Here is a 25,523-nt window from a genome sequence, read left to right as displayed (position 1 = left end):
CAAAAGGATTATACAGGCGTTCAAACATTATCGAACAGCGGCATAGTGGGACAATACCAAAAGTCAGACTATGCCCCAATGCCTTTCACATCTCTTCAAGTGGCTATACTGTTCCTTCAGCGACAACATTGATTCTAAAGTCATGATACCCTAAGCCCATGTCTCTCTGAATGAACTTCACCATGAAATTGAATCATCGCTGGCAAAATGCGCACCAGCCCACAGATAAGCTCCCTGTCGTCCTGATTCATGGCCTGTTTGGCACATTAGATAACCTTGGCGTATTGGGCCGGGATTTGCAAAACACGCATGACATTCTGCAAATCGATTTACGCAATCACGGTTTGTCGCCACGTTCATCGCAAATGAACTACACCGCGATGGCACAGGATGTGCTGGCATTACTGGATGAACTGAACATCGAACGCGCTATCGTTATTGGGCATTCGATGGGCGGAAAAGTCGCCATGGCGCTCAGCGCGCTCATTCCCGAACGGCTGGACAAGTTGGTCACCATTGATATCGCGCCGGTGGATTATCAGGTGCGCCGCCACGACACTATCTTTGCCGCACTACGTGCTGTAACGGAAGCGGGCGTGACATCACGCGCGGAAGCGACAACACTCATGCGCCAGCATATAAAAGAAGACGGCGTGATTCAGTTTTTGCTGAAATCCTTCCAGCAGGGAGAGTGGCGTTTTAACGTACCTGTTTTGTGGGATCAGTACGAAAACATCGTCGGCTGGCAAGAGGTTCCGGCTTGGCAAGGGCCAATCCTGTTCATTCGCGGCGGCGATTCTCCCTATCTGGACGATGGCTACCGCGATTCACTGCTTCGCCAGTTCCCGGCGGCACGTGCGCATGTGATCAGCGGCGCAGGTCACTGGGTTCACTCAGAAAAACCCGATGCGGTTTTGCGCGCTATCCACCGTTTTCTGGACACGAATTAACCAGACGACACTGACACTGGCGGATTCATGATAACGGCGGCAGTTAACCGTTGTCGCCGCCAGTCAGGCTAGGGTATGATGGCGCCCGCAGTAGAGGGACGGCTGATTCAGCCACAAGCATTGTAACCACTTCATCAAAATGCACGCATAACTTCCCAACATGTTTCACAGATAGAAAACCGCCACCTGACAATCCTCTAGCAGGATGAGAATAGGCATCGATTTTATCTGTAGAACAAGACGGACAGCGCCGTGTATTTTGGTCCGAATACCTTGCAGTATATTACTTATGGCAAAAGAACAAACGGATCGCACCACACTGGATCTGTTCGCAGACGAGCGTCGTCCGGGCCGCCCCAAGACCAACCCGCTCACGCGTGACGAACAACTAAGAATTAACAAGCGTAATCAACTACGTCGCGATAAAGTTCGTGGGTTGCGCCGTGTTGAATTGAAGATTAACAGCGACGCCGTCGATATCCTGAACAGCCTTGCTGAAGAGCGGAACATTAGCCGCAGTGAATTGATTGAAGAGATGCTGCTGGCGCAGTTGGCCGAACAGCAGTCCTGATTGGCGTAACCTGATATTTATATAACGTAGTACTCACATAACTTAAGCATTCACATCTTGTGCGGCGCCATTTCTGACGCCGCCTGAACGTTCCCCCAAGATTAAACACGCTATCTCAGGCTAAAACGACGCTTAGAATTTTTCCCAATTGTCGTTACTGGGTGGTAGCGCTTTGCCGGCACGCGGGGCAATCACTGGCGTTTTCTGCACCGGTTTTGCCGTCACTTGCAGTCCTGACTGCGTATCGGACAGTTGGAACAGCGATACAGTCTGGTTCAACAACGCCGCCTGCTCTTCCAGTGACAAGGCCGCTGACGAGGCCTGTTCAACCAACGCGGCGTTTTGCTGCGTTACGCTGTCCATTTCCGCCACGGCCTGACCCACCTGTGCAATTCCTTTGCTTTGTTCTTCCGAAGCAGAGGCAATTTCACCCATGATATCCGTCACGTTAGTCACCGCACGGACGATATCCTGCATGGTGTCACCCGCGTCGCTAACCAGATTGGAACCGGTATCCACACAGCGAACAGACTCAGAAATCAGTCCTTCAATCTCTTTCGCCGCCTGTGCACTACGCTGCGCCAGACTACGTACTTCTCCCGCCACTACGGCAAACCCACGGCCTTGTTCGCCCGCACGTGCCGCTTCTACCGCCGCGTTCAGCGCCAGAATGTTAGTCTGGAACGCAATACCGTTAATCACGGTGGTGATCTCTGCGATTTTTCTCGAGCTGCCGGAGATTTCCGCCATGGTTTTCACCACGTTTTCAACGATTTCGCCGCCCTTCTTCGCCGTTGTCGAGGCTTGCAATGCCAGTTGGCTGGCGTGGTTGGCGTTTTCGGCGTTCTGTTTCACCGTCGCCGTCAGTTGCTCCATGCTCGCTGCGGTTTCTTCCAGCGCAGAAGCCTGTTCTTCGGTACGTGAAGACAGATCGTTGTTGCCTGCGGCAATTTCAGAAGCGCCCTGATAGATGGAATCCGTGCTGTTTCTGATCGTGCTAACCGTGCTAGCCAAACTCCCCTGCATTTCACGCAGCAGTGGGAACAGACGACCCACGCAGTTATTACCGAAGTCCAGAATCGGCTTGCCCAGGTGGCCGGAAGCAATCACGCTAAAGTGATAGCGCAGATCGTTTAACGGACGAACCAGACACACCACCAGATAGCGGTCGGTCAGGAACAGCATGATCAGGCCGATAACCAATCCGCTCAGCAAAATGTTCTGTCCAATCGTGGTGATTTGTTCGAAACGGACACCCGCCGCATCGAATTTTTCCGCGCTGGCGTTACTGAATGCGGAAAGAGAGGCACCAAACTGACGGCTCAATGGCGGCACAACGCTTTTGGCCTGATTTTGATAGTCATCCAACGCATTGGCAACGGCCTTCTGATAAAGCGGTTCAACGCCCTGAACAACTAAGTTATTCCAGTCACGGCTGACGGCCTGTACCAGCGCAGCATCCAGACCCGCATGATCGATAGCATTAAACGCCACCAAATCAGATTTCAGTTTATCCAGCGCGACAAGTGCAGAAGCCTGCTCTTTATCTGCGGTGGCATTATCACCGCTGCGACGAGCGTCAACTGCACGCGCCAGACGGGTTACCATACGGAAATATTGATCGTTGCCCTGGTTGATAAAATTCATGTTCTGAACCAGCAAGGTGCTGGTTTTCGAGGTCGCCGTCATCTCTTTAAAAGAGAACATGGTATATATCGATACGCCACCCCAAAGAACACAAAAAATGCCCAACACCCACAGCATAGCGGTTCTGATGGCAATATTTTTTATAAGTTTCATAGCTAACTCCAAATCAGGAAAATGGTTAAAAAGATTTTTATCGCTAATCAACCGATATGAATCAGAAAATTCACACCATGAAACAAGTCACTTCTCCCTAGCGTTCACATTTCACCGAGTTGAAAACTCAAAAACCACGCTAACTCATCGGCTAAATACAGAGAATGTTTAGCGTTCTCGCTATATTTCTTAATATAATTTTTCATACTGAGAATAAACTCACCTATCTTTATAGATATAAGTCCTTTAATCATAGTGTTGCAAGCAAATGCCCCGCCCGCCCACGTCCTGCGTGCGTTGACATGGATAGGCTATTAGGCGGAAAGGCAATTTGGATGAAGTTTCATTTTATTCTTTAACATCAAAAGAATAAAATCATCTCTTACGCACTTGCATCGTTTCAGCTGCAAATGGTTATAATTCTTATTTTCATTTATTAAGAATATTCCCGCGAAATGTTACAGACTTTCAATTCTATAAAAACATTATTTTTTGTACGCATTTTAATTCCCACGAATAGCAATGTACCGCTCCGTGATTTTTATTCTTCACAAACAGAAGCCTGCTTTTAATTACAATCGAAACAAACTATAAAATAAAAAGTGAATTCATAAAAAATGAAACAGCGTTATAAATAAATAGCCGCGACGATATTAAGGAAATGTGCGTGCAATCTCAGACGATAACATAATCCCTATTCATTATAGGGAATTTAGCATCAGCAGGGATGCTTTCATTTTCTTACTTACCTTCGCATTTCATACGCTCTTGATTTACGCATCCTTACCGATACGAGTTTCTCCCGATGTGAGTGTCTGTTATTATTAACAGATAAGTGGGTGAAATATTACACCATACCATTAGGAATCAAGAGGTTATTCAATTCATGGCACTCATCGGAATATTCTTTGGCAGTGATACTGGCAACACTGAAAACATCGCCAAAACGATTCAACAGCAGTTAGGCACCAACGTTGCTGATGTTCATGACATCGCCAAAAGCAGCAAAGAAGACCTCGAAGGTTTCGATATTCTGCTGCTGGGTATTCCAACCTGGTATTACGGTGAAGCTCAGTGCGATTGGGATGACTTCTTCCCGTCGTTGGAAGAAGTGGATTTCACAGGAAAATTGGTTGCCCTGTTTGGCTGCGGCGATCAAGAAGACTATGCAGAATACTTCTGTGATGCCATGGGCACCATCCGTGACATTATTGAGCCTCGCGGCGCGACGATTGTCGGCCACTGGCCAACAGAGGGCTATTACTTTGAAGCCTCTAAAGGACTCGCCGACGACAATCACTTCATCGGCCTGGCTATCGATGAAGACCGTCAGCCTGAACTGACCAGCGAACGCGTAACAACATGGGTGAAACAGATCAGCGATGAGCTGAACCTGAAAGAACTGGTTGGCTAAGCCATTTGAGCTCTGATAATCCCTATCAGAGCTCAAATTAGCATTGATAGGTAAAACCTTTCATAATAATTGATACATTTTTTTAACTTCTATCAGTAAACCTGTACAATAATCCCATCGGCTTTGTATGTGCATCATCATTTCCTCATTCATCAACAACTAATTGCGTTGTATACCAATAGTGTGAATGGGGACAATATTGTTAACATTCGCTTGTTTTCATTTTGTATGCGCGGTTCTATAATTGAGACGCTTTTGCATTTTTTGAGCCGACCGATGTCATAGGCTAGGCAGCCTCCATTGATAAGTAAGCAACAGGATTAAACCCGCATGACTGACAACAATACCGCATTAAAGAAGGCCGGCCTGAAAGTCACTCTTCCAAGACTGAAAATACTGGAAGTGTTACAGGACCCTGTCTGCCATCACGTCAGTGCGGAAGATTTATATAAGAAACTGATTGATATGGGCGAAGAGATTGGTCTTGCTACCGTCTATCGCGTACTCAACCAGTTTGATGATGCGGGTATCGTAACCCGTCATAACTTCGAAGGTGGCAAATCCGTCTTTGAGTTGACGCAGCAGCATCATCACGATCACTTAATTTGCCTCGACTGTGGCAAAGTCATTGAATTCCGCGATGAATATATCGAAGCACGTCAGCGCGAGATCGCAGAAAGACACGGCATCAAACTGTCCAACCACAGTCTGTATCTCTATGGGCATTGCAGTGAAGGGGATTGCCGAGAGGATGAAACCCTGCACGATTCCACACGATAAATCGACCGCATAAAAAAATAAAACCGCCTAGGCGGTTTTATTTTTTTCTTCTTACCGGTGGCTTTAGCCTACCCAGGTATCTCGTAATCCAACCGTACGGTTAAACACCAGATGTTCTGCACTGGAGTAAACACGGTCAGCACAGAAATAGCCTTCACGCTCAAACTGATACGCTTTCTCTACTTCCGCCTGCGCCAGACTCGCTTCCACAAAACCTTGCGTAATTTTCAGTGAGTCTGGATTAATCGTCGACAGGAAGTCGTCCGCCGCCCCCGGATTGGCCACACTGAACAGGCGATCGTACAAGCGGAATTCTGCTGGTACCGCGTGTGCCGCAGAAACCCAGTGAATAACGCCTTTCACTTTACGGCCGTCAGCCGGATCTTTGCTCAGCGTTTCCGCATCATAGCTACAGTAAATCGTGGTGATGGTGCCCTGCTCGTCTTTCTCAATGCGCTCTGCTTTGATCACATAGGCATTACGCAGACGCACTTCTTTACCCAGCACCAGACGCTTGTATTGTTTGTTGGCTTCTTCACGGAAGTCAGCGCGATCGATGTAAACTTCGCGGCTAAATGCGACCTGACGTGAGCCCATTTCCGGCTTGTTCGGATGGTTTGGCATCGCGACAAACTCTTCATGCTCGGCGGGCAAATTCTCGATCACGACTTTGACCGGATCCAACACTGCCATTGCACGCGGAGCATTCTCATTCAGATCGTCACGGATACAGGACTCAAGCGCAGCCATTTCCACGTTGTTATCCTGCTTCGTTACGCCAATGCGTACGCAGAACTCACGGATAGATGACGCGCTGTAACCACGACGTCGCAGACCAGAGATGGTCGGCATACGTGGATCGTCCCATCCTTCAACGACGTTTTCCACAACCAGCTGATTCAGCTTACGCTTGGACATAATCGCGTATTCGAGATTAAGGCGGGAGAACTCGTACTGACGCGGGTGACAAGGAATGGTGATGTTATCCAGCACCCAGTCGTACAGACGGCGGTTGTCCTGGAATTCCAGCGTACACAGCGAATGCGTGATCCCTTCCAACGCATCGGAAATGCAGTGGGTGAAGTCATACATCGGATAGATGCACCACTTGTTGCCCGTCTGGTGATGATCGGCAAATTTAATACGATACAACACCGGATCGCGCATCACGATAAAGGACGATGCCATATCGATTTTTGCACGCAGACAGGCTGTACCTTCCGCAAATCCGCCGTTACGCATTTTTTCAAACAGCGCCAGGTTTTCCTGCACGGTACGATCGCGGTAAGGGCTGTTTTTGCCCGGTGCCGTCAGCGTACCGCGGTATTCACGGATCTGCTCGGGCGTCAGTTCATCAACGTAAGCCAGCCCTTTACCGATCAGCTCAACCGCATAAGCGTGCAGTTGATCGAAATAATCAGAAGAATAGCGAACATCGCCGCTCCATGAAAAGCCCAGCCACTCGACGTCACGTTTGATCGACTCAACGTATTCGATATCTTCTTTTACCGGGTTGGTGTCGTCAAAACGCAGGTTGCATTGCCCCTGATAGTCACGCGCGATACCAAAATTCAGGCAAATAGATTTTGCATGCCCAATATGCAGATAGCCGTTCGGCTCTGGCGGGAAACGCGTCTGAATATGGTCATGCTTACCGGACGCCAGATCTTCATCGATAATCTGACGGATAAAGTTGGTTGGGCGGGCTTCAGCCTCACTCATTCTTCATTCCTCAATGCTAAAACGACGTATAACCAACAATGATCCAACAAGCTACGCTGGGAAACAACCGTTAGTTTCATTTAATTATTCATAACGAAAAAAAAGGGCGAGATTGCTATCTCGCCCCACCGCTTTCATCGACATAACATCGCGTTAAACAAGTAACGCCGTCATATTACGCCTTGTCGTACTATATCTTGTCATACTCGGCTTTCAGCGCGGTCGCTATCGATTCAGCCTGTGTGCCTACCACAATCTGTACACTCTGCTTATTCAGACGAATAACGCCCGCCGCACCAAGACGTTTTGCCTGTACATCATCAACCAGAGAAGAGTCAGCAACGTTCAAACGCAGACGTGTGATACAGGCATCAATACCCGTCAGATTGGCTTTTCCACCCAGAGCCTGCAAATAGCCCCGCGCCAACACCGCTGCATCGCTTGATTTCTCGCCCGCCGATGCCGTACTCACGTCATAGCCATCGGCTTCACTACCGCTCACAGCCAGTTCACGCCCCGGCGTTAACAGATTGAAGCGAGTAATGGTAAAGCGGAACACCACATAGTAAATGACGAAGAATACCAGCCCCTGAGCAAGCAGCATGTACCACTGGGTAGCCAACGGGTTACGTGAGGACAGCACCATATCGACCAGACCCGCACTGAAACCAAAACCGGCAATCCAATGCATGCTGGCCGCGATAAAGACGGAAAAACCGGTCAGCAGCGCATGCAGGAAATACAGCACTGGCGCGACAAACATGAAGGAGAATTCCAGCGGTTCGGTGATCCCGGTAAAGAAGGAGGCAAATGCCGCCGCCAGCATAATCCCGGCCACTTTGCTTTTGTTCTCAGGGCGCGCACAGTGATAAATCGCCAACGCGGCTCCCGGCAGGCCGAACATCATAATCGGGAAGAAGCCTGCCTGATAACGTCCGGTGATCCCCACGACAGCTTTGCCAGAGTCGATAGACTGTTGGCCAGCAAGGAAGTTAGGAATATCGTTGATACCCGCGACATCAAACCAGAACACAGAATTCAGCGCATGGTGCAATCCAACAGGAATCAGCAAGCGGTTAAAGAAGGCATAAACCCCAGCGCCAACCGAACCCAACTGCTGAATGTATTCGCCGAACGATACCAGCGCATTGTAAATCACCGGCCAGACGTACATTAAAATGAACGCGATCAGAATCATCAGGAAAGAAACCAGAATCGGCACCAGGCGGCGTCCGCTGAAGAAAGACAGCGCCTTGGGCAACTCAACCTGACTGAAGCGGTTATACAGCTCGGCGGACATGACACCGACCAGAATCCCGATAAACTGGTTTTCAATCTTGCCAAACGCAGCAGGTACCTGTTCAACAGGGATCCGTTGGATCATGGCAACAACGGCTGGCGAACACAGCGTGGTCAGCACCAGATAACCGACAAAACCGGTTAATGCCGCCGCACCATCTTTATCTTTAGACATACCGTACGCGACACCAACGGCAAACAGCACGGCCATGTGCCCGATAATCGCCTCACCCGATTTGATGAGGAGTGCCGCCAACGCATTCTCGCTTCCCCAACCAACCGGATCAATCCAGTAACCTATCCCCATGAGGATAGCGGCAGCAGGCAGCGTCGCGACAGGCACCATCAATGCCCGACCGACTTTTTGTAAATAGCTCAGAGTACTCACTTTTCCCTCTCTTACCTTTGTGAGGTAATGAAATGTTGTGGGGCAAACAAACCTGCCAATAAATTTCACTGCCGAAGAACGTCGCTGTCGAAAAACGCCATTGTCGAAAAAATGTGGCAGCGGTGGTTCTTAGGGGGAGTGTAAGAAAAATAATTCGCTACACAAATTAAACCCCGTAATTATGTGATAAAAATCACCAAAAAACTGCATACAAAAAGTTTATACCTGAATAAAACCCCAACTTATTTCAAGATTAAAAAAAACGGAGTAGACTAATTTTAATGCATAGACAAAACGCGCAACTGGCGCGATTTGCGCAATAACGTATTTAATTCCACTAAAAATCAGGAGAGCGCTGATGAGACTCATTCCTTTAACCACTGCCGCCGACGTCGGAAAATGGGCCGCCCGCCACATCGTTGAGAGAATTAACGCTTTCAAGCCCAGTGCAGATCGCCCTTTTATTCTGGGGTTGCCGACAGGCAGTTCGCCGCTGGAGGCCTACAAATCGCTGGTCACCATGCACAAGGCGGGACTGGTGAGCTTCAAACACGTCATCACCTTCAATATGGATGAATATGTCGGTCTGCCGACCGATCACCCTGAAAGCTATCATACCTTCATGCATCAGAATTTTTTCAATCACGTTGATATTCCGCGTGAAAACATTAACCTGTTAAACGGCAACGCAGAAGACACCACAGCAGAATGTCGCCGCTATGAAGAGAAAATAAAGTCCTACGGGAAAATTCATCTTTTCATGGGCGGCGTGGGCAATGATGGACATATCGCCTTCAATGAACCCGCCTCCTCTCTGGCCTCCCGCACCCGCATCAAAACGTTGACAGAAGAAACCCGTATCGCCAATTCCCGTTTCTTCGGCGGGGACGTCAGTCTGGTGCCTAAATTTGCCCTGACCGTGGGTGTCGGTACGCTGCTGGATGCCGAAGAAGTGATGATTCTGGTGACCGGTCGTAACAAGGCGCAGGCACTACAGGCTGCGGTAGAAGGCAATGTTAACCATATGTGGACCATCAGTTGCCTGCAACTTCATGCCAAAGCCATCATGGTTTGTGACGAGCCTTCAACAATGGAACTGAAGGTAAAAACCGTTAAATACTTCCGTGAATTAGAAACGGAAAGTATGAAAAATCTCTAACCGATGCGGGAGTCGATGATGTACGCGTTAACCCATAGCCGGATTTTCACTGGCCATCAGATTCTGGATAATCACGCCGTCGTGATTGCCGATGGGCTGATCGAACGAATCAGCCCACTTGCCAAACTTCCTGCCGGCATTGAACAACATGATCTGGGCGGTGCATTCCTCTCCCCCGGGTTTATCGATCTCCAGTTGAACGGCTGCGGCGGCGTGCAGTTCAACGACTCGCTGGACACGATCTCCGTCAAGACATTGGAGATCATGCAGCAGGCAAACGAGCGTTCAGGCTGTACCAGTTTTTTGCCTACGCTGATTACCTCCAGCGATGTATTTATGAAGCACAGCATCAGCGTGATGAGAGACTGGCTGGCGCAGAATCAGCATCAGGCGCTTGGGCTACATCTCGAAGGTCCGTGGCTGAATGTGCTAAAGAAAGGCACGCATGACCCTGCTTTTATCCGCAAACCAACGCAAGAGTTGGTCGACTTTCTGTGCGCCAACGCGGATGCCATTACGAAAATCACGTTGGCACCGGAAGAAGTCGAACCGTCGGTTATCCATCAGCTAACGGCCGCGGGCATTCTCGTCTCTGCTGGGCATTCCAACGCCACCTGGGAACAGGCTAAGCAGGGTTTTTCCGCCGGTATTCGTTTCGCTACCCACCTGTTCAACGCCATGCCGTATCTGACCGGCCGAGAACCTGGACTGGTCGGCGCGATTTACGACGCTCCGGAAGTCTATTGCGGTATTATCGCGGATGGACGACACGTTGACTGGGCCAATATTCGCAACAGTAAACGCATCAAGGGCGATAAACTGGTGTTGGTGACCGACGCCACGGCACCGGCCGGTGCGGATATTGACCAGTTCATTTTTGCTGGTAAAACCATATACTACCGCGACGGTATCTGTGTCGATGAACACGGCACCCTGAGCGGTTCGGCACTGACCATGATCGAAGCCGTACGCAATAGCGTCGAACACGCGGGTATCGCGCTAGATGAAGCAATTCGGATGGCAACGCTCTATCCCGCTCGCGCCATCGGCGTGGATAAGCAGTTAGGCAGTATTGAAAGCGGTAAAGTGGCCAACCTGACCGTCTTTGACCGTGACTATCACATTCTCAAGACGTTTGTTAACGGTAATCCTGTTTGGGGATAAAACGAGAAACGCCTTGGGGTAACGCGGAAATACGTTGGGGTAAATTACGATAAGGTTTACCCCTACGTTGAGTTAAACCTAAGCGAGTAACTTCTTAATGACCACAGGCGGACAAGCGCAGATAGGGAATGTCGATCTGGTTAAACAATTAAACAGTGCAGTGGTTTATCGCCTGATTGACCAGCAGGGTCCGATCTCACGCATTCAGATAGCAGAACAGAGCCAGCTTGCACCCGCCAGCGTCACCAAAATCACCCGCCAGCTTCTGGAACGTGGGCTCATCAAAGAAGTCGATCAGCAGGCCTCCACCGGTGGCAGACGCGCCATTTCGATTATCACCGAAAACCGCCCTTTCCATACTATAGCCGTACGCCTTGGCCGTTACGATGCCACTATTGCGCTGTATGATTTACAGGGAAAAGCGCTGGAAGAAGCGCACTACGAACTGCAAGAAAAAACGCAGGCGTCGCTGGAAGCCGCACTCTTTCAGGCCATCGGCGGCTTTATTGCCAGCCATCAACGCCGCATTCGCGAGCTCATTGCGATCTCCGTTGTGCTGCCGGGGCTGGTTGATCCCGTTGCGGGCATCGTCCGCTATATGCCGCACATCAGCGTGGATAACTGGCAACTGGTCGAAAATCTGCAACGCCAATTCAATGTTACCAGCTTTGTCGGTCACGATATCCGCAGCCTGGCGCTGGCAGAACACTATTTCGGTGCCACCCACGATTCACTGGACTCTATTCTGGTACGCGTCCATCGCGGCACAGGCGCAGGCATTCTCGTCAACGGGCAAATTTTTCTTGGCAGTAACGGCAACGTGGGCGAGATCGGTCATATTCAGATCGATCCGCTCGGCGATCGCTGCCACTGCGGCAATTTTGGCTGTCTGGAAACTGTCGTCGCCAACGCCGCCATTGAACAGCGCGTACGACACCTGCTGGGTCAGGGCTACCCCAGCAAGCTTTCTACCGATAATTGTACGATTTCTACGATTTGCAAAGCGGCAAACCGAGGTGATGCCCTCGCCCGTGAAGTTATCGAACAGGCTGGGCTCAATCTTGGCAAAGCGCTGTCCATCGCGATCAACCTGTTCAATCCTCAGAAAGTCGTGATTGCCGGTGAAATCACCGAAGCAGAAAAAACGCTGCTTCCTGCGATCCAACGCTGCATCAACGCGCAGGTGTTGAAAGAATTTCGTCATAACCTGCCGATTGAGATCTCCAGCCTCAACCATCTTTCTGCTATCAGCGCGTTCGCGTTGGTCAAACGGGCGATGCTAAACGGTGTGTTGCTACAGCAATTGCTCGAAAACGCCTGATTCCCTTTCTGGCCGGATTATGTAATCACTAAAAATCCGGCCTTTCCCTTCTATGAATTTGACGAATCAACACCAAAAAACCGTATAAATTAACGAAAAACCATGTCGATGGCTTTTTTCATTAAATAATATTGAATTCCTATGGCACTTTGATGCTAAATCAATAGCACTGAGTTCGAATCTGTCATTACTGGGAGTCATGTATGTGTTCTATTTTTGGTGTGCTTGATCTGAAAAGCGACCCTGTTGAACTGCGTAAGAAAGCGCTGGAATTATCCCGTTTGATGCGTCACCGCGGGCCAGACTGGTCTGGCGTTTATGCCAGCGACAAAGCGATTCTGGCTCACGAACGCCTGTCTATCGTTGACGTCAACACGGGCGCACAGCCGCTTTACAACGCCGAGCGCACCCACATTCTGGCCGTTAACGGTGAAATTTATAACCATCAGGCATTGCGTCAGCAATACGGTGACCGTTACGCGTTCCAGACTGGCTCTGACTGCGAAGTGATTCTGGCGCTGTATCAGGAAAAAGGCCCGGAATTCCTGGATGAACTGCGCGGCATGTTCGCCTTTGCCCTGTATGACAGCGAAAAAGACGCCTACCTGATTGGCCGTGACCACCTTGGTATCATCCCGCTGTATATGGGTTACGATGAGCACGGCAACCTCTACGTCGCTTCTGAAATGAAAGCGCTGGTGCCGGTTTGCCGCACCATCAAAGAATTCCCGGCTGGCAGTTACCTGTGGAGCAAAGACGGCGAAATTCGCGAGTATTACCAGCGTGACTGGTTTGATTACGATGCAGTAAAAGACAACGAAACCGATAAAGAAGCGCTGCACGATGCGCTGGAAGAAGCCGTGAAAAGCCACCTGATGTCTGACGTGCCCTACGGCGTGTTGCTCTCTGGCGGCCTGGATTCCTCCGTTATCTCTGCGATCACCAAAAAATATGCGGCACGTCGCGTAGAAGATGACGCGCGCAGTGAAGCCTGGTGGCCTCAGTTGCACTCTTTCGCCGTCGGTTTGGAAGGTGCACCGGATTTGAAAGCCGCGCAGGAAGTCGCTAAACATTTAGGTACCGTGCACCACGAAATTCACTTCACCGTGCAGGAAGGGCTGGATGCGATTCGCGACGTGATTTATCACATCGAAACCTATGACGTCACCACGATTCGCGCTTCAACGCCGATGTACCTGATGTCCCGCAAAATCAAAGCGATGGGCATCAAAATGGTGCTATCTGGTGAAGGTTCTGACGAAGTGTTCGGCGGCTACCTCTATTTCCACAAAGCGCCAAACGCCAAAGAGCTGCATGAAGAAACCGTACGTAAGCTGCTGGCACTGCACCAGTACGACTGCGCCCGCGCTAACAAAGCAATGTCAGCCTGGGGCGTGGAAGCTCGCGTACCGTTCCTGGACAAAAACTTCCTCGACGTCGCTATGCGCATCAACCCGCGCGACAAAATGTGCGGCAACGGCAAGATGGAAAAACATATCCTGCGCGAGTGCTTTGAATCCTACCTGCCGCACAGCGTTGCATGGCGTCAGAAAGAACAGTTCTCTGACGGCGTAGGCTACAGCTGGATTGATACGCTGAAAGAAGTAGCGGCTCAGCAGGTTACCGATCAACAGTTAGAAACAGCACGCTTCCGCTTCCCGTACAACACGCCGGGCTCCAAAGAAGGCTACCTGTACCGTGAAATCTTCGAAGAGCTGTTCCCGGTTCCAAGCGCAGCAGAATGCGTACCGGGTGGCCCGTCAGTCGCCTGTTCGTCTGCTAAAGCGATTGAGTGGGATGAATCTTTCAAGAAACTGGATGATCCATCAGGCCGTGCGGTTGGCGTACACCAGTCCGCCTACAAATAATTCGATTTAATTTCTTCAGTCAACGGGCCTTTCGTGGCCCGTTTTTGTATGCTTAATTGACTGGGAATGCGTGCTTTTTGGCGTTTTTCTCACCATACTGTTCACAACCCAAACAAACGATACATTGAGGGCACTTTTCGGGAAAAAACTAGTTGACGCAATTAGGCCAACTACGCATAATGCGCCCCGCAACGCCGATGAAGGTGACGCGGAAAAGATGGCTACGTAGCTCAGCTGGTTAGAGCACAGCACTCATAATGCTGGGGTCACAGGTTCGATTCCCGTCGTAGCCACCATCTTTTTTTGCGGGAGTGGCGAAATTGGTAGACGCACCAGATTTAGGTTCTGGCGCCGCAAGGTGTGCGAGTTCAAGTCTCGCCTCCCGCACCATATCATCTTCTCGGTCTGACATCGCTTTTCGAAGCATGTTAGTGTTTTGTAGTGATTGGGGTATCGCCAAGCGGTAAGGCACCGGTTTTTGATACCGGCATTCCCTGGTTCGAATCCAGGTACCCCAGCCATTTCAAAACATATGCTGAAAAATTCGTTGTCCTGTTGGGGTATCGCCAAGCGGTAAGGCACTGGTTTTTGATACCAGCATTCCCTGGTTCGAATCCAGGTACCCCAGCCATCTACTTGATAGTAGAAGATTTGTTGAAGTGAAGTAACATTAGTAGTAAGTTTGGCTACGTAGCTCAGCTGGTTAGAGCACAGCACTCATAATGCTGGGGTCACAGGTTCGATTCCCGTCGTAGCCACCATATTTTTGGGGTATCGCCAAGCGGTAAGGCACCGGATTCTGATTCCGGCATTCCGAGGTTCGAATCCTCGTACCCCAGCCAAATAAAGCTGGTAAAACAGCAAAGAAACGGGGCGACAATCGAAAGATGTCGCCCCGTTTTGTTGTGTCTGGTATTAACATAGTCTGGTGTTAATATATCCAAACCAATCATTCGATTTTCCTAAAAGGGCGGGCATGAAGGTTTTATCTACATCCTCTGTTACTCATGGTTTCAGCCACGTTGTGCTGCCACAGCAGAATAACATCGGTCAATCGCGATGGTCTGTCAGACGCCCGCAGTTAACCACACTGTTACTCAGCGTGGCGTTGCTGTTTTGCTTCATCACGTCAGCTTATGCCGCCAATGTCTCTTCTTTTAAGATGTCATCGCAAACGTTCGCTGATCGGATGAATGCCAATCTGACGAAACTCAATATCCCTCTCGCATTGACCGTTAAGTTGGAAAAGGGAAGCTCCGTCGATGACTTTCAGCACATTTTTAACGAGCATGTTGGCTTAATTGGGTCAGTAGAGAGTAAAGGCCAACAGCTTAATGGACTCGTGATACTCAACGCCGCGTCAGAATCCCCCGAAGCAACAAGACAGAATCTGCAAATCGTCACAGCCGCGTTTTCTGCGCTATTGGGCGAGAACAATCTGGAAAGCCCTGAGCTGACCGAGATGATGTTTGGCCTGCTTCAGGATAGCCAAGCCTCAGGCAAAAGTGTTCGGCAGATAGGAAAGGTTCGCTTTACAGCAACAACCAATGAGGACACCGATATTATCTTCACCGCCGAGCCCGTGCAGTAGCGGGCGGCGTCCTCATTATTCATCAGACGCCAATGGCATATTTCAATGCGCGCTGTTTTAACACGCCAGCGCGCTGCGCGACCATCAGCGCCATATTGCGAGCAAAACTCAGCGGTGGTAACGCATTACTAAACGCGTTATAGAAGAGATCCATCCCGCTTTGCATCATCAGGTTATCCGGCATACGGCGGCACTGATAGCGGCGTAACACACACTCAGAAGCCCATTCTTCCCCTGCATTACGCGCATTAATTAACACATCCAGCAGCGCCTCAACGTCGCGATATCCCAGATTCACCCCCTGCCCCGCCAGTGGATTGATGGTATGCGCGGCATCACCCAATAGCACCAAGCCTGGCTTGATATAGGTTTGCGCATGACGTCTGACCAACGGGAATGATCCCGCAGAAAGCGCCTTAACCGCGCTCAATCGTTCAGGAAACGCAGCCGCAATTTCTTTATCCAACCGTGCAAGCGGCATCGCCTGAAGCTGACGAATACGCTGCGGACTGTCATACCACACCAGCGATCCCCACTGATCAAACAGCGGTAAAAACGCACGCGGGCCGCTTGGCGTGAACTGCTGCCAGGTCACATCCTGCTGGGGTTGCGAAGTCTCTACGCCGATCAACATACAGGATTGACGATACTGCCAGCCGCTGATACCAATCCCCGCCCACTGACGAACCTGAGAATTCGCGCCATCGGCACCAATCACCAGCGAAGCTGTCAGTTGCTGCCCGTCAGCAAGCTGTAAACACCAGCCATCATCGGTGCGTTGCAGGCTCTGTGGCGTAGCTGGGCAATAGCATTGGCAGCGCTCCTCTTCCTGCAAACTTTCCCAGAGCGCCAGTTGCAGCACCCGGTTTTCCACCATAAAACCCAGTTCAGGCAGGTGAATGTCGGCAGCATCAAAAACGACTCTGGCATTCGCCCATTCCCAGGTTTCCAGCCGACGGTAAGGCGCGCTGCGCATCTGCTGCACTCGCTGCCATGCGCCTAGCTCTTTCAATAGCGCAACCGACGCATAGCCAATCGCCGAGATCCGTAAATCTGGCGGACTAGCGGCATCAAACGGCGTCGACATTTCCTGCTCAATCACCGCAACTTGAAATCCTTGCTGTGCCAGCCCAAGCGCCGCGGCCGCGCCAACCATGCCACCGCCAACCACAATCGCATCGTAATGCATATTGGCTTTATCCTCTCTGGTTCTGGTTTATTCACACCAGTAAAAATGCATGAAAATAGTGTACTGGATTTGCAGGTAACTTTTCAGAAAAGCCGCATTTTTATAGAAAGTAAGGGGTTATCAGACCAGCGTGGTTTCCGGCGCTGGTCACAACGTCGGCGAGCGATTACAATACCCATCCCAAATGAGGGGAATCTTTCTTATCCGCACTGAGTAATGGTAAGTCGATGATAAAAAAACTGCATATTAAAACCTGGGGCTGTCAGATGAATGAGTACGATTCATCAAAGATGGCTGATTTACTGGGAAGTACGCACGGCTATGAGCTAACTGAAATCGCTGAAGAAGCCGATGTCCTGCTGCTCAATACCTGCTCGATCCGTGAAAAGGCGCAGGAAAAGGTCTTCCATCAACTTGGCCGTTGGAAAACGCTGAAAGATCTCAATCCGAACCTGATTATTGGTGTTGGTGGCTGTGTCGCCTCACAGGAAGGCGCGCATATTCGTGAACGTGCACACTACGTTGACGTTATTTTTGGCCCGCAAACCTTGCACCGCCTGCCGGAAATGATTAATCACGTTCAGGGCACGCGTAGCCCCATCGTGGATATCAGTTTCCCTGAAATCGAAAAATTCGACCGCCTGCCAGAACCACGCGCCGATGGGCCGACGGCCTTCGTCTCCATCATGGAAGGCTGTAATAAATATTGCACATTCTGCGTTGTACCTTATACCCGCGGCGAAGAAGTCAGCCGCCCGTGCGATGATGTGTTGTTTGAAATCGCTCAGTTGGCCGCGCAAGGCGTGCGTGAAGTTAACCTTTTAGGACAGAACGTCAACGCTTATCGCGGCGAAACCTATGACGGTGAAATCTGCTCCTTTGCTGAGCTGCTGCGTCTGGTTGCCGCTATTGACGGGATCGACCGTGTTCGCTTCACTACCAGCCATCCGATTGAGTTCACAGACGATATTATCAGCGTCTATGAAGATACCCCGGAACTGGTCAGCTTCCTGCATTTACCGGTGCAAAGCGGCTCTGACCGCGTGCTGACGATGATGAAACGCCGCCATACCGCGCTGGAATACAAAGCCATCATCCGTAAGCTGCACAACGCGCGTCCTGGCATCCTGATTAGCTCTGACTTTATCGTCGGTTTCCCTGGTGAAACTCAGGCTGACTTTGAACAGACGATGAAGCTGATTGCCGATGTGAATTTCGATATGAGCTACAGCTTTGTCTATTCCGCCCGTCCAGGAACACCGGCGGCGGATATGGTTGATGATGTGCCAGAAGAAGAGAAAAAACAGCGTCTGTATCTTCTGCAAGAACGCATCACTCAGCAGGCAATGCGGTTTAGCCGCCTCATGGTAGGCACCATCCAGCGTATTCTGGTAGAAGGCACCTCACGTAAGAGTGTGATGGAGCTGTCTGGCCGTACGGAAAATAACCGCGTCGTTAACTTCGAAGGCACGCCGGATATGATCGGTAAATTCGTCGATGTGGAAATCGTTGATGTTTATACCAACTCGCTGCGCGGCATCGTGGTACGTACCGAAGATCAAATGGATCTGCGCGTACATGAATCACCATCTTCCGTGATTGCGCGTACCCGTAAAGAGAATGAGATTGGCGTCGGGTTCTATCAGCCGTAACCGACGTTCATTCCCGTCTCAGCATGATGATGGGTGGCTTTGCCACCCATTTTTTATGGCAGGCTATCCATTCAATAATCCGTTTCAATTTCATGCTGCTTACATTTGCTTTTGCGAGGCAGCATCCCAATATCATGATTGTGACTTGCACCATCGGGCATTCACGATGAATAATTCACTCATAGGGCGGACACATCAGGCCGTCTGACAACTGTTCACTTTGTGCGGGCAGGATGGAGCCAGCACAGTAACGCTCAAGAGGAATAATTTGAACGTAACGACAAAAGAGATTGCCCTTGAACCCGCCGATAACCAACGCCTGCTCAGCCTTTGCGGTCCGTTTGATGACAATATTAAACAGTTAGAACGCCGCTTAGGCATCGAGATCAACCGCCGGGATAATCAATTTAAACTGGTCGGAAAAAGCCCGCTGACGCAAGCTGCCGCCGATATCCTGCAACGTCTGTATGTCGATACGGCCCCGATACGTGGCGTCATCGGTGATATCGATCCTGAGCAAATTCACCTTGCGATTAAAGAATCTCGCGTGCTGGAACAGTCTGCGGAACACGTTCCTGACTATGGCAAAGTGGTCAATATCCGTACCAAACGCGGCGTGATCAAACCGCGCACACCGAATCAGGCGCAGTATGTCGCCAACATCCTCGATCACGACATCACGTTCGGCGTTGGCCCTGCGGGAACGGGGAAAACCTATTTAGCTGTCGCTGCCGCCGTAGATGCGTTGGAGCGTCAGGATATTCGCCGCATTCTGTTAACGCGCCCGGCAGTCGAAGCGGGTGAAAAACTGGGTTTCCTGCCTGGCGATCTAAGCCAAAAAGTCGATCCTTATTTGCGTCCACTTTATGATGCCCTGTTTGAAATGCTGGGCTTTGAGCGCGTCGAGAAGCTTATCGAACGCAACGTGATTGAAGTCGCGCCACTGGCTTACATGCGTGGCCGAACGCTGAACGATGCCTTTATCATTCTGGACGAAAGCCAGAACACCACCATCGAACAGATGAAAATGTTCCTGACACGCATCGGGTTCAACTCAAAAGCGGTCATTACCGGTGACGTCACGCAGATCGACCTGCCGAAGAATCTGAAATCCGGCTTACGCCACGCGATAGAAGTGCTGGCCGATGTGGAAGAGATCAGCTTTAACTTTTTCCACAGCGAAGATGTGGTGCGCCATCCGGTGGTCGCGCGGATTGTGAATGCCTATGAAGCATGGGAAAATGCCGAACAGAAACGTAAAGACGCCTTAGCAGAACAGCGTAAGCGTGAAGCACAGGCTACGGCATCAGATCAGGAGCAAAAATGAGTCAGGTGATTCTGGATTTACAAATCGCCAGCGAGCAAGCACAAGGTTTACCGGAAGAAAAAGACTTTCAGCGCTGGCTGGAAGGCGTTCTGCCGCAGTTTCAGGAAGTCGCTGAAGTCACCATCCGTATCGTGGATGAGGCCGAAAGCCGCGACCTGAATAACACCTATCGCGGTAAAGACAAGCCGACCAACGTGCTGTCGTTTCCTTTTGAGGCACCGCCTGAAGTCGAGCTTCCTTTGCTTGGCGATTTAATCATCTGCCGCCAGGTTGTCGAGCGTGAAGCCGCCGAGCAGGAAAAAACCGTAGAAGAGCACTGGGCGCACATGGTTGTCCATGGTAGCCTGCATCTGCTAGGGTACGACCATATCGAAGACAGCGAAGCCGAAGAAATGGAAGCGCTGGAAACCGAGATTATGCAGGGCATGGGTTATGCCGATCCCTACCTTGCAGAAAAAGATGGCCTCACCGAATAAATAGAAATACATTTTGTCTAGCCCGAGATCGGGAAGATATCGGGCATTTGTCTTCACACATCAGCCACTGTGCCGCTTCCAGTTGCTGGCAATAATCCTTTAACAAGAGTGATGTTAATTAAAACGCATGAGCGACGACCATTCTCAAAACAGCGATGCACCCAGTCCCAAAAAGGGCTTCTTTTCTCTTATTCTTAATCAGCTTTTTCACGGCGAGCCAAAAGATCGTAACGGTTTACTCACTCTGATTCGTGATTCCGAACAGAATGATCTGATCGATCCTGAAACGCGAGATATGCTCGAAGGCGTCATGGATATCGCCGACCAGCGTGTACGCGACATCATGATCCCTCGCTCGCAGATGATTACGCTCAAGCGCGATCAAACGCTGGAAGAGTGTCTGGACGTGATTATCGAATCCGCCCACTCCCGTTTCCCCGTCATTAGCGAAGATAAAGACCACATTGAAGGCATCCTGATGGCGAAGGATTTGCTGCCGTTTATGCGCAGCGATTCCGAACCATTCAGTATGGATAAAGTTCTGCGTTCCGCCGTGGTTGTGCCGGAAAGTAAACGCGTTGATAGAATGCTGAATGAGTTCCGCTCGCTGCGCTATCACATGGCGATTGTCATCGATGAATTTGGTGGCGTATCCGGCCTGGTCACGATTGAAGATATTCTTGAGCTGATTGTCGGCGAAATTGAAGACGAATACGACGATGAAGAAGACAGAGATATTCGTCAGCTTAATCGCCAGACCTACACCGTTCGTGCTTTAACCGATATCGAAGATTTTAACGAGGCTTTCGGCACACGGTTCAGCGATGACGAGGTCGATACCATTGGTGGCTTGGTCATGCAGTCTTTCGGCCATCTTCCAGCCCGTGGCGAAACCATCGACATAGAAGGTTACCTGTTTAAAGTTGCGATGGCGGACAGCCGCCGTATCATTCAGGTTCATGTCAGAATCCCTGACAATGCCCCTCAACCGAAATGGGAAGAATAATTTGGCAATGGTTGTCGCTTCTCTTCTACAACGCCAGCAGGTTAAAGCCCTGCTGGCGCTCTTATTTGGTGCCTGTGGCACGCTGACATTTTCTCCCTTTGATTTCTGGCCCGCGGCGATTATCTCGCTCATGGGCCTACAGGCACTGACGCTCAACCGTACGAGTCGTCAGTCAGCTTGGATAGGCTTTTGCTGGGGATTGGGTCTGTTCGGTAGCGGCGTTAACTGGGTTTACGTCAGCATCGCGCAGTTTGGCGGAATGCCAGGCCCTGTCAATGTTGCTCTGGTCATTCTGCTCGCAGCCTATCTGTCGCTCTATCCCCTGCTGTTTTCGGCCCTGCTCTCACGCCTGTGGCCAAAGACAACGCTATGGCGTCTGGCGCTTGCCGCCCCCGTGCTCTGGCAGTTAACTGAATTTCTGCGTGGCTGGGTGCTCACCGGTTTTCCGTGGCTGCAATTCGGCTACAGCCAAATTGACGGCCCGCTAAAAGGTATTGCGCCCATTCTGGGTATCGACACCATTACTTTCCTGCTGATGGGCCTCAGCGGGTTGCTCGTTTATGCCATCAACCAGCGAAAAATCGCACCAGCGGCCATTGCCATCGGCGTTTTCGTTTTATCATGGCCGCTGCGCAACGTGCAGTGGTACACCCTGCAACCTGAACGCGCCGTTAATGTCGCACTGGTACAGGGCAATATCCCGCAGGCTATGAAGTGGGAACAAGACGAGCTGCTGAACACGCTGAAGATTTATCTGGATAACAGCCTGCCCTATATGGACAAAGCGCCCATCGTTATCTGGCCGGAAACTGCGATTCCCGATATTGAAAGCCGTCAGGGCGCCTATCTGAAGCAGATTGACGATATCCTGCGTAGCCGAAATAGCAGCCTGATTACGGGTATCGTCGATATCAGGCGTGAGGGTAATAAAACCGATTTTTATAACTCAGTGATCGTTTTGGGCGACAAAGAACCGTATCACTACCCCACAACGAACCGTTACAACAAAAACCATCTGGTGCCTTTTGGCGAATTTGTCCCGTTGGAAACGTTGTTACGTCCGCTGGCACCGTTCTTCGATCTCCCGATGTCGTCATTTAGCCGAGGAGACTACGTTCAGCCCCAGCTTTCCGTTCATGGCTTCAAGCTCAACGCCGCTATTTGTTATGAAATTATCTTAGGCCAACAGCTGCGTGATAACTTCCGGCCAGACACCGATATGTTGCTGACCATCTCGAATGATGCCTGGTTTGGTCATTCAATCGGCCCATGGCAACACTTCCAGATGGCACGTATGCGCGCGCTGGAATTAGGCCGTCCTCTGGTGCGTAGTACCAATAACGGCGTCACAGGGGTCATTACACCAGATGGCGAGGTCAGCGCTAGCCTGCCGCAGTTTACGCGCGCGGTGCTGAGCACGCAGGTCGTGCCAGCAACGGGGATAACGCCTTATGCGCGCTTCGGTTCCTGGCCGCTCTGGATCATTACGCTACTGGGCGGTGCTGCTGCCGCTTTCTTCGGTTTGCGTCGCCGATAATCGTCCCCTCCTCACATCCCTAAGGGCATGCTTTTGCATGCCTTTTTTATTTATGGCACGGTATTTGCCTCTTATTACCCTGTAAATGGTTGTTTCTGTATTTTTTTGGATATTACGTCGGCGTAAAGCTCTCTATTGGGGCAAGTGACGCACCAAATTGGTGCCACCCTTTGACATTGCTGCCATTTGGTGCGGCGGATATCGCAAAAAACAAACATTTCTATTTCAATCTATTTACAATCAGCTACTTTTTAACTGTATAGACAGTAACTTCGCGCTTTAACGGTGCAGCGTTATCACTGAGAGGTAGCAAAGCATTATGAGTGATGCAGCGATACGCTGTTTACCTTGAAGACAATGCTAACTTGAAGATAACGGGCACATTAACCATACGGTTATTAATGACAGCGCTATAACTATTGCACTGCAACGACAGCAAAGGAGTTAGAACATGCAAATGCGTAAACTGGCATTATCACTGCTTCTGCTTGGCACCGCCGCCAGCGTAGCTCAGGCTGAAGATCTGGCCGGTACATTGAAAAAGGTCAAAGATAATGGCGTGATCGTCATTGGACACCGCGAATCGTCCGTGCCTTTCTCTTACTATGACAACACGCAAAAAGTGGTCGGCTACTCTCAAGCCTACTCTGACAAAATTGTCGAAGCGGTTAAGAAAAAACTGGATGCGCCTAATCTGCAGGTCAAGCTACTCCCTATCACCTCTCAGAACCGTATCCCGCTGTTGCAGAACGGTACCTTTGATTTTGAATGTGGCTCAACGACTAACAACCTGGAACGTCAGAAACAAGCCGCGTTCTCTAACACCATTTTCGTGGTCGGTACGCGTCTGTTAACCAAAAAAGATTCCGGCGTAAAAGACTTCCCAGATCTGGCGGGTAAAACCGTCGTAGTGACTTCCGGCACCACCTCTGAAGTTCTGCTGAACAAGCTGAATGAAGAAAAACAGCTGAAGATGCGTATCATCAGTGCGAAAGACCACGGTGACTCCTTCCGTACGCTGGAAAGCGGCCGTGCTGTCGCCTTTATGATGGATGATGCACTGCTGGCAGGCGAGCGTGCGAAAGCGAAAAACGCCGATCAGTGGGATATCGTCGGCAAGGCACAGTCTGAAGAAGCCTACGGCTGTATGCTGCGTAAAGACGATCCGCAATTCAAGAAACTGGTTGATGACACCATCGCCGAAGTTCAGACCTCCGGTGAAGCTGAAAAATGGTTCGATCGCTGGTTCAAACAACCAATTCCACCAAAAGATCTTAACCTGAACTTTGCACTGTCAGACGAAATGAAAGCGCTGTTCAAAGCGCCAAATGACAAAGCACTAAACTAATTAATAATGAGAATAAGGGCAGAGTCATCTGCCCTCTGATTGCTGATTCGTGGCAGGACAGACAGGCATGTGATGGTCGTTCCCCATCACATGTTGCCCCGAGAAATTTCGATAAACAGGAAAATAAACAATACGCCTGTAGTTTGAAACAGAACGGGAATATGGCCGCTCATCAATCTTCAGGGTAGCTTCGCTACCCTTTTTTTACCGGAGTTCGTTATGTCAATAGATTGGAACTGGGGCATATTTCTACAAGCCGCCCCCTTCGGCAACACAACCTACCTCGGGTGGATTTTGTCCGGCCTGCAAGTCACCGTCACATTATCTATCTGTGCCTGGATTATCGCGTTTCTCATTGGTTCTTTATTTGGAATCCTGCGTACCGTCCCAAATCGTTTCCTTGCGGGCATTGGCACCTGCTACGTCGAGCTATTTCGCAACGTCCCACTGATTGTCCAGTTTTTTACCTGGTATCTGGTGGTTCCCGAGTTGCTTCCCGTCAACATCGGAATGTGGTTCAAAGCCGAGTTAGACCCGAATATTCAATTCTTCCTGTCATCGATGATTTGTCTAGGGCTCTTCACCGCAGCGCGCGTTTGTGAGCAGGTGCGTGCGGGGATTCAGTCTTTACCACGCGGACAAAAAGCAGCAGGTCTGGCAATGGGCCTGACACTGCCGCAAACCTATCGCTATGTATTACTGCCGAATGCATACCGCGTGATCGTTCCGCCGCTGACGTCAGAGATGCTGAATCTGGTAAAAAACTCAGCTATCGCTTCCACGATTGGTCTGGTGGATATGGCGGCACAAGCAGGGAAACTGCTGGACTACTCCGCCCACGCGTATGAATCCTTTACCGCTATCACGCTGGCGTACGTTGGCATCAATGCCATCATTATGTTGATTATGCAGGTCGTTGAGCGAAAAACCCGTTTGCCGGGCAATATGGGGAGCAAATAAA

The 25,523-nt window shown here is 50.3% G+C and carries 20 protein-coding genes and 6 tRNA genes; 22 read left to right on the top strand and 4 right to left on the bottom strand.

Annotated features, from left to right (window positions below):
* Positions 1 to 182 precede the first annotated feature (182 nt).
* Positions 183 to 950 (top strand): esterase, encoded by a 768-nt coding sequence (gene ybfF / locus EIP93_RS07050; protein WP_107332548.1) that lies wholly within the window; start codon positions 183 to 185, stop codon positions 948 to 950.
* 289 nt (positions 951 to 1,239) lie between these two features.
* Positions 1,240 to 1,521 (top strand): LexA regulated protein, encoded by a 282-nt coding sequence (ybfE, locus tag EIP93_RS07045; RefSeq protein WP_010285457.1) that lies wholly within the window; start codon positions 1,240 to 1,242, stop codon positions 1,519 to 1,521.
* Between the two features lie 132 nt (positions 1,522 to 1,653).
* Here ybfE and EIP93_RS07040 read toward each other — a convergent pair whose 3' ends face one another.
* A complete protein-coding gene (locus EIP93_RS07040; protein WP_103860218.1) occupies positions 1,654 to 3,321 on the bottom strand; it encodes a methyl-accepting chemotaxis protein in 1,668 nt (555 codons plus the stop codon).
* An 886-nt stretch (positions 3,322 to 4,207) separates the two neighbouring features.
* Here EIP93_RS07040 and fldA point away from each other — a divergent pair.
* Both fldA and fur read left to right on the top strand, forming a co-directional pair.
* Positions 4,208 to 4,735, top strand: coding sequence for a flavodoxin FldA (gene fldA / locus EIP93_RS07035; protein WP_010285453.1), 528 nt, complete (start codon positions 4,208 to 4,210; stop codon positions 4,733 to 4,735).
* A 330-nt stretch (positions 4,736 to 5,065) separates the two neighbouring features.
* Positions 5,066 to 5,515, top strand: a complete 450-nt coding sequence (gene fur / locus EIP93_RS07030; RefSeq protein ID WP_010285452.1) for a ferric iron uptake transcriptional regulator — start codon at positions 5,066 to 5,068, stop codon at positions 5,513 to 5,515.
* A 63-nt stretch (positions 5,516 to 5,578) separates the two neighbouring features.
* On the opposite strand, the gene glnS is transcribed toward fur, so the two are convergent.
* Entirely contained in the window at positions 5,579 to 7,237 is a 1,659-nt protein-coding gene (gene glnS, locus EIP93_RS07025) for a glutamine--tRNA ligase (RefSeq protein ID WP_103860217.1), read from the bottom strand.
* A 190-nt stretch (positions 7,238 to 7,427) separates the two neighbouring features.
* Positions 7,428 to 8,924: an N-acetylglucosamine-specific PTS transporter subunit IIBC gene (gene nagE, locus EIP93_RS07020; protein ID WP_044205652.1), complete on the bottom strand. Its 1,497-nt coding sequence runs from the start codon at positions 8,922 to 8,924 to the stop codon at positions 7,428 to 7,430.
* Positions 8,925 to 9,282: 358 nt separating this feature from the next.
* On the opposite strand from nagE, the gene nagB reads away from it, so the two are divergent.
* From nagB to EIP93_RS06960, 11 genes are all read left to right on the top strand, one after another.
* A complete protein-coding gene (gene nagB, locus EIP93_RS07015) occupies positions 9,283 to 10,083 on the top strand; it encodes a glucosamine-6-phosphate deaminase (protein WP_125232474.1) in 801 nt (266 codons plus the stop codon).
* An 18-nt stretch (positions 10,084 to 10,101) separates the two neighbouring features.
* A complete protein-coding gene (gene nagA / locus EIP93_RS07010; RefSeq protein WP_125233319.1) occupies positions 10,102 to 11,247 on the top strand; it encodes an N-acetylglucosamine-6-phosphate deacetylase in 1,146 nt (381 codons plus the stop codon).
* Between the two features lie 97 nt (positions 11,248 to 11,344).
* Complete coding sequence (nagC, locus tag EIP93_RS07005) at positions 11,345 to 12,568, top strand: DNA-binding transcriptional regulator NagC (RefSeq protein ID WP_116362256.1); 1,224 nt, start codon at positions 11,345 to 11,347, stop codon at positions 12,566 to 12,568.
* 203 nt (positions 12,569 to 12,771) lie between these two features.
* Complete coding sequence (asnB, locus tag EIP93_RS07000; RefSeq protein ID WP_125232473.1) at positions 12,772 to 14,436, top strand: asparagine synthase B; 1,665 nt, start codon at positions 12,772 to 12,774, stop codon at positions 14,434 to 14,436.
* A 219-nt stretch (positions 14,437 to 14,655) separates the two neighbouring features.
* Positions 14,656 to 14,732, top strand: a tRNA-Met gene (locus EIP93_RS06990).
* A 9-nt stretch (positions 14,733 to 14,741) separates the two neighbouring features.
* A tRNA-Leu gene (locus EIP93_RS06985) sits at positions 14,742 to 14,826 on the top strand.
* A gap of 56 nt (positions 14,827 to 14,882) precedes the next feature.
* Positions 14,883 to 14,957, top strand: a tRNA-Gln gene (locus tag EIP93_RS06980).
* A 35-nt stretch (positions 14,958 to 14,992) separates the two neighbouring features.
* Positions 14,993 to 15,067 (top strand) — tRNA-Gln (locus EIP93_RS06975).
* Positions 15,068 to 15,120: 53 nt separating this feature from the next.
* Positions 15,121 to 15,197 (top strand) — tRNA-Met (locus EIP93_RS06970).
* A 6-nt stretch (positions 15,198 to 15,203) separates the two neighbouring features.
* A tRNA-Gln gene (locus tag EIP93_RS06965) sits at positions 15,204 to 15,278 on the top strand.
* Between the two features lie 134 nt (positions 15,279 to 15,412).
* Positions 15,413 to 16,027, top strand: coding sequence for a hypothetical protein (locus EIP93_RS06960; protein ID WP_125232471.1), 615 nt, complete (start codon positions 15,413 to 15,415; stop codon positions 16,025 to 16,027).
* Positions 16,028 to 16,049: 22 nt separating this feature from the next.
* On the opposite strand, the gene ubiF is transcribed toward EIP93_RS06960, so the two are convergent.
* Entirely contained in the window at positions 16,050 to 17,216 is a 1,167-nt protein-coding gene (ubiF, locus tag EIP93_RS06955) for a 3-demethoxyubiquinol 3-hydroxylase (protein ID WP_125232470.1), read from the bottom strand.
* Between the two features lie 227 nt (positions 17,217 to 17,443).
* Between ubiF and miaB the strand changes: the two genes are divergently transcribed.
* From miaB to EIP93_RS06920, 7 genes are all read left to right on the top strand, one after another.
* Entirely contained in the window at positions 17,444 to 18,868 is a 1,425-nt protein-coding gene (gene miaB, locus EIP93_RS06950) for a tRNA (N6-isopentenyl adenosine(37)-C2)-methylthiotransferase MiaB (RefSeq protein WP_103970676.1), read from the top strand.
* Between the two features lie 268 nt (positions 18,869 to 19,136).
* Positions 19,137 to 20,195, top strand: coding sequence for a PhoH family protein (locus tag EIP93_RS06945; RefSeq protein ID WP_125232469.1), 1,059 nt, complete (start codon positions 19,137 to 19,139; stop codon positions 20,193 to 20,195).
* Positions 20,192 to 20,671, top strand: a complete 480-nt coding sequence (gene ybeY / locus EIP93_RS06940; protein ID WP_039472514.1) for an rRNA maturation RNase YbeY — start codon at positions 20,192 to 20,194, stop codon at positions 20,669 to 20,671. The genes EIP93_RS06945 and ybeY overlap by 4 nt, the downstream gene beginning before the upstream one ends.
* A gap of 127 nt (positions 20,672 to 20,798) precedes the next feature.
* Positions 20,799 to 21,677 (top strand): CNNM family magnesium/cobalt transport protein CorC, encoded by an 879-nt coding sequence (gene corC, locus EIP93_RS06935; RefSeq protein WP_125232468.1) that lies wholly within the window; start codon positions 20,799 to 20,801, stop codon positions 21,675 to 21,677.
* A 7-nt stretch (positions 21,678 to 21,684) separates the two neighbouring features.
* Positions 21,685 to 23,214 (top strand): apolipoprotein N-acyltransferase, encoded by a 1,530-nt coding sequence (lnt, locus tag EIP93_RS06930; RefSeq protein ID WP_125233318.1) that lies wholly within the window; start codon positions 21,685 to 21,687, stop codon positions 23,212 to 23,214.
* A 451-nt stretch (positions 23,215 to 23,665) separates the two neighbouring features.
* Positions 23,666 to 24,562, top strand: coding sequence for an amino acid ABC transporter substrate-binding protein (locus tag EIP93_RS06925; protein WP_010298785.1), 897 nt, complete (start codon positions 23,666 to 23,668; stop codon positions 24,560 to 24,562).
* A 219-nt stretch (positions 24,563 to 24,781) separates the two neighbouring features.
* A complete protein-coding gene (locus EIP93_RS06920; RefSeq protein ID WP_010285409.1) occupies positions 24,782 to 25,522 on the top strand; it encodes an amino acid ABC transporter permease in 741 nt (246 codons plus the stop codon).
* The last annotated feature ends 1 nt before the right edge of the window (position 25,523 follow it).

The sequence above is a fragment of the Pectobacterium versatile genome, from assembly GCF_003932035.1.
Lineage (GTDB): Bacteria > Pseudomonadota > Gammaproteobacteria > Enterobacterales > Enterobacteriaceae > Pectobacterium > Pectobacterium versatile.
This window is presented reverse-complemented; position numbering and strand designations above follow the sequence as displayed.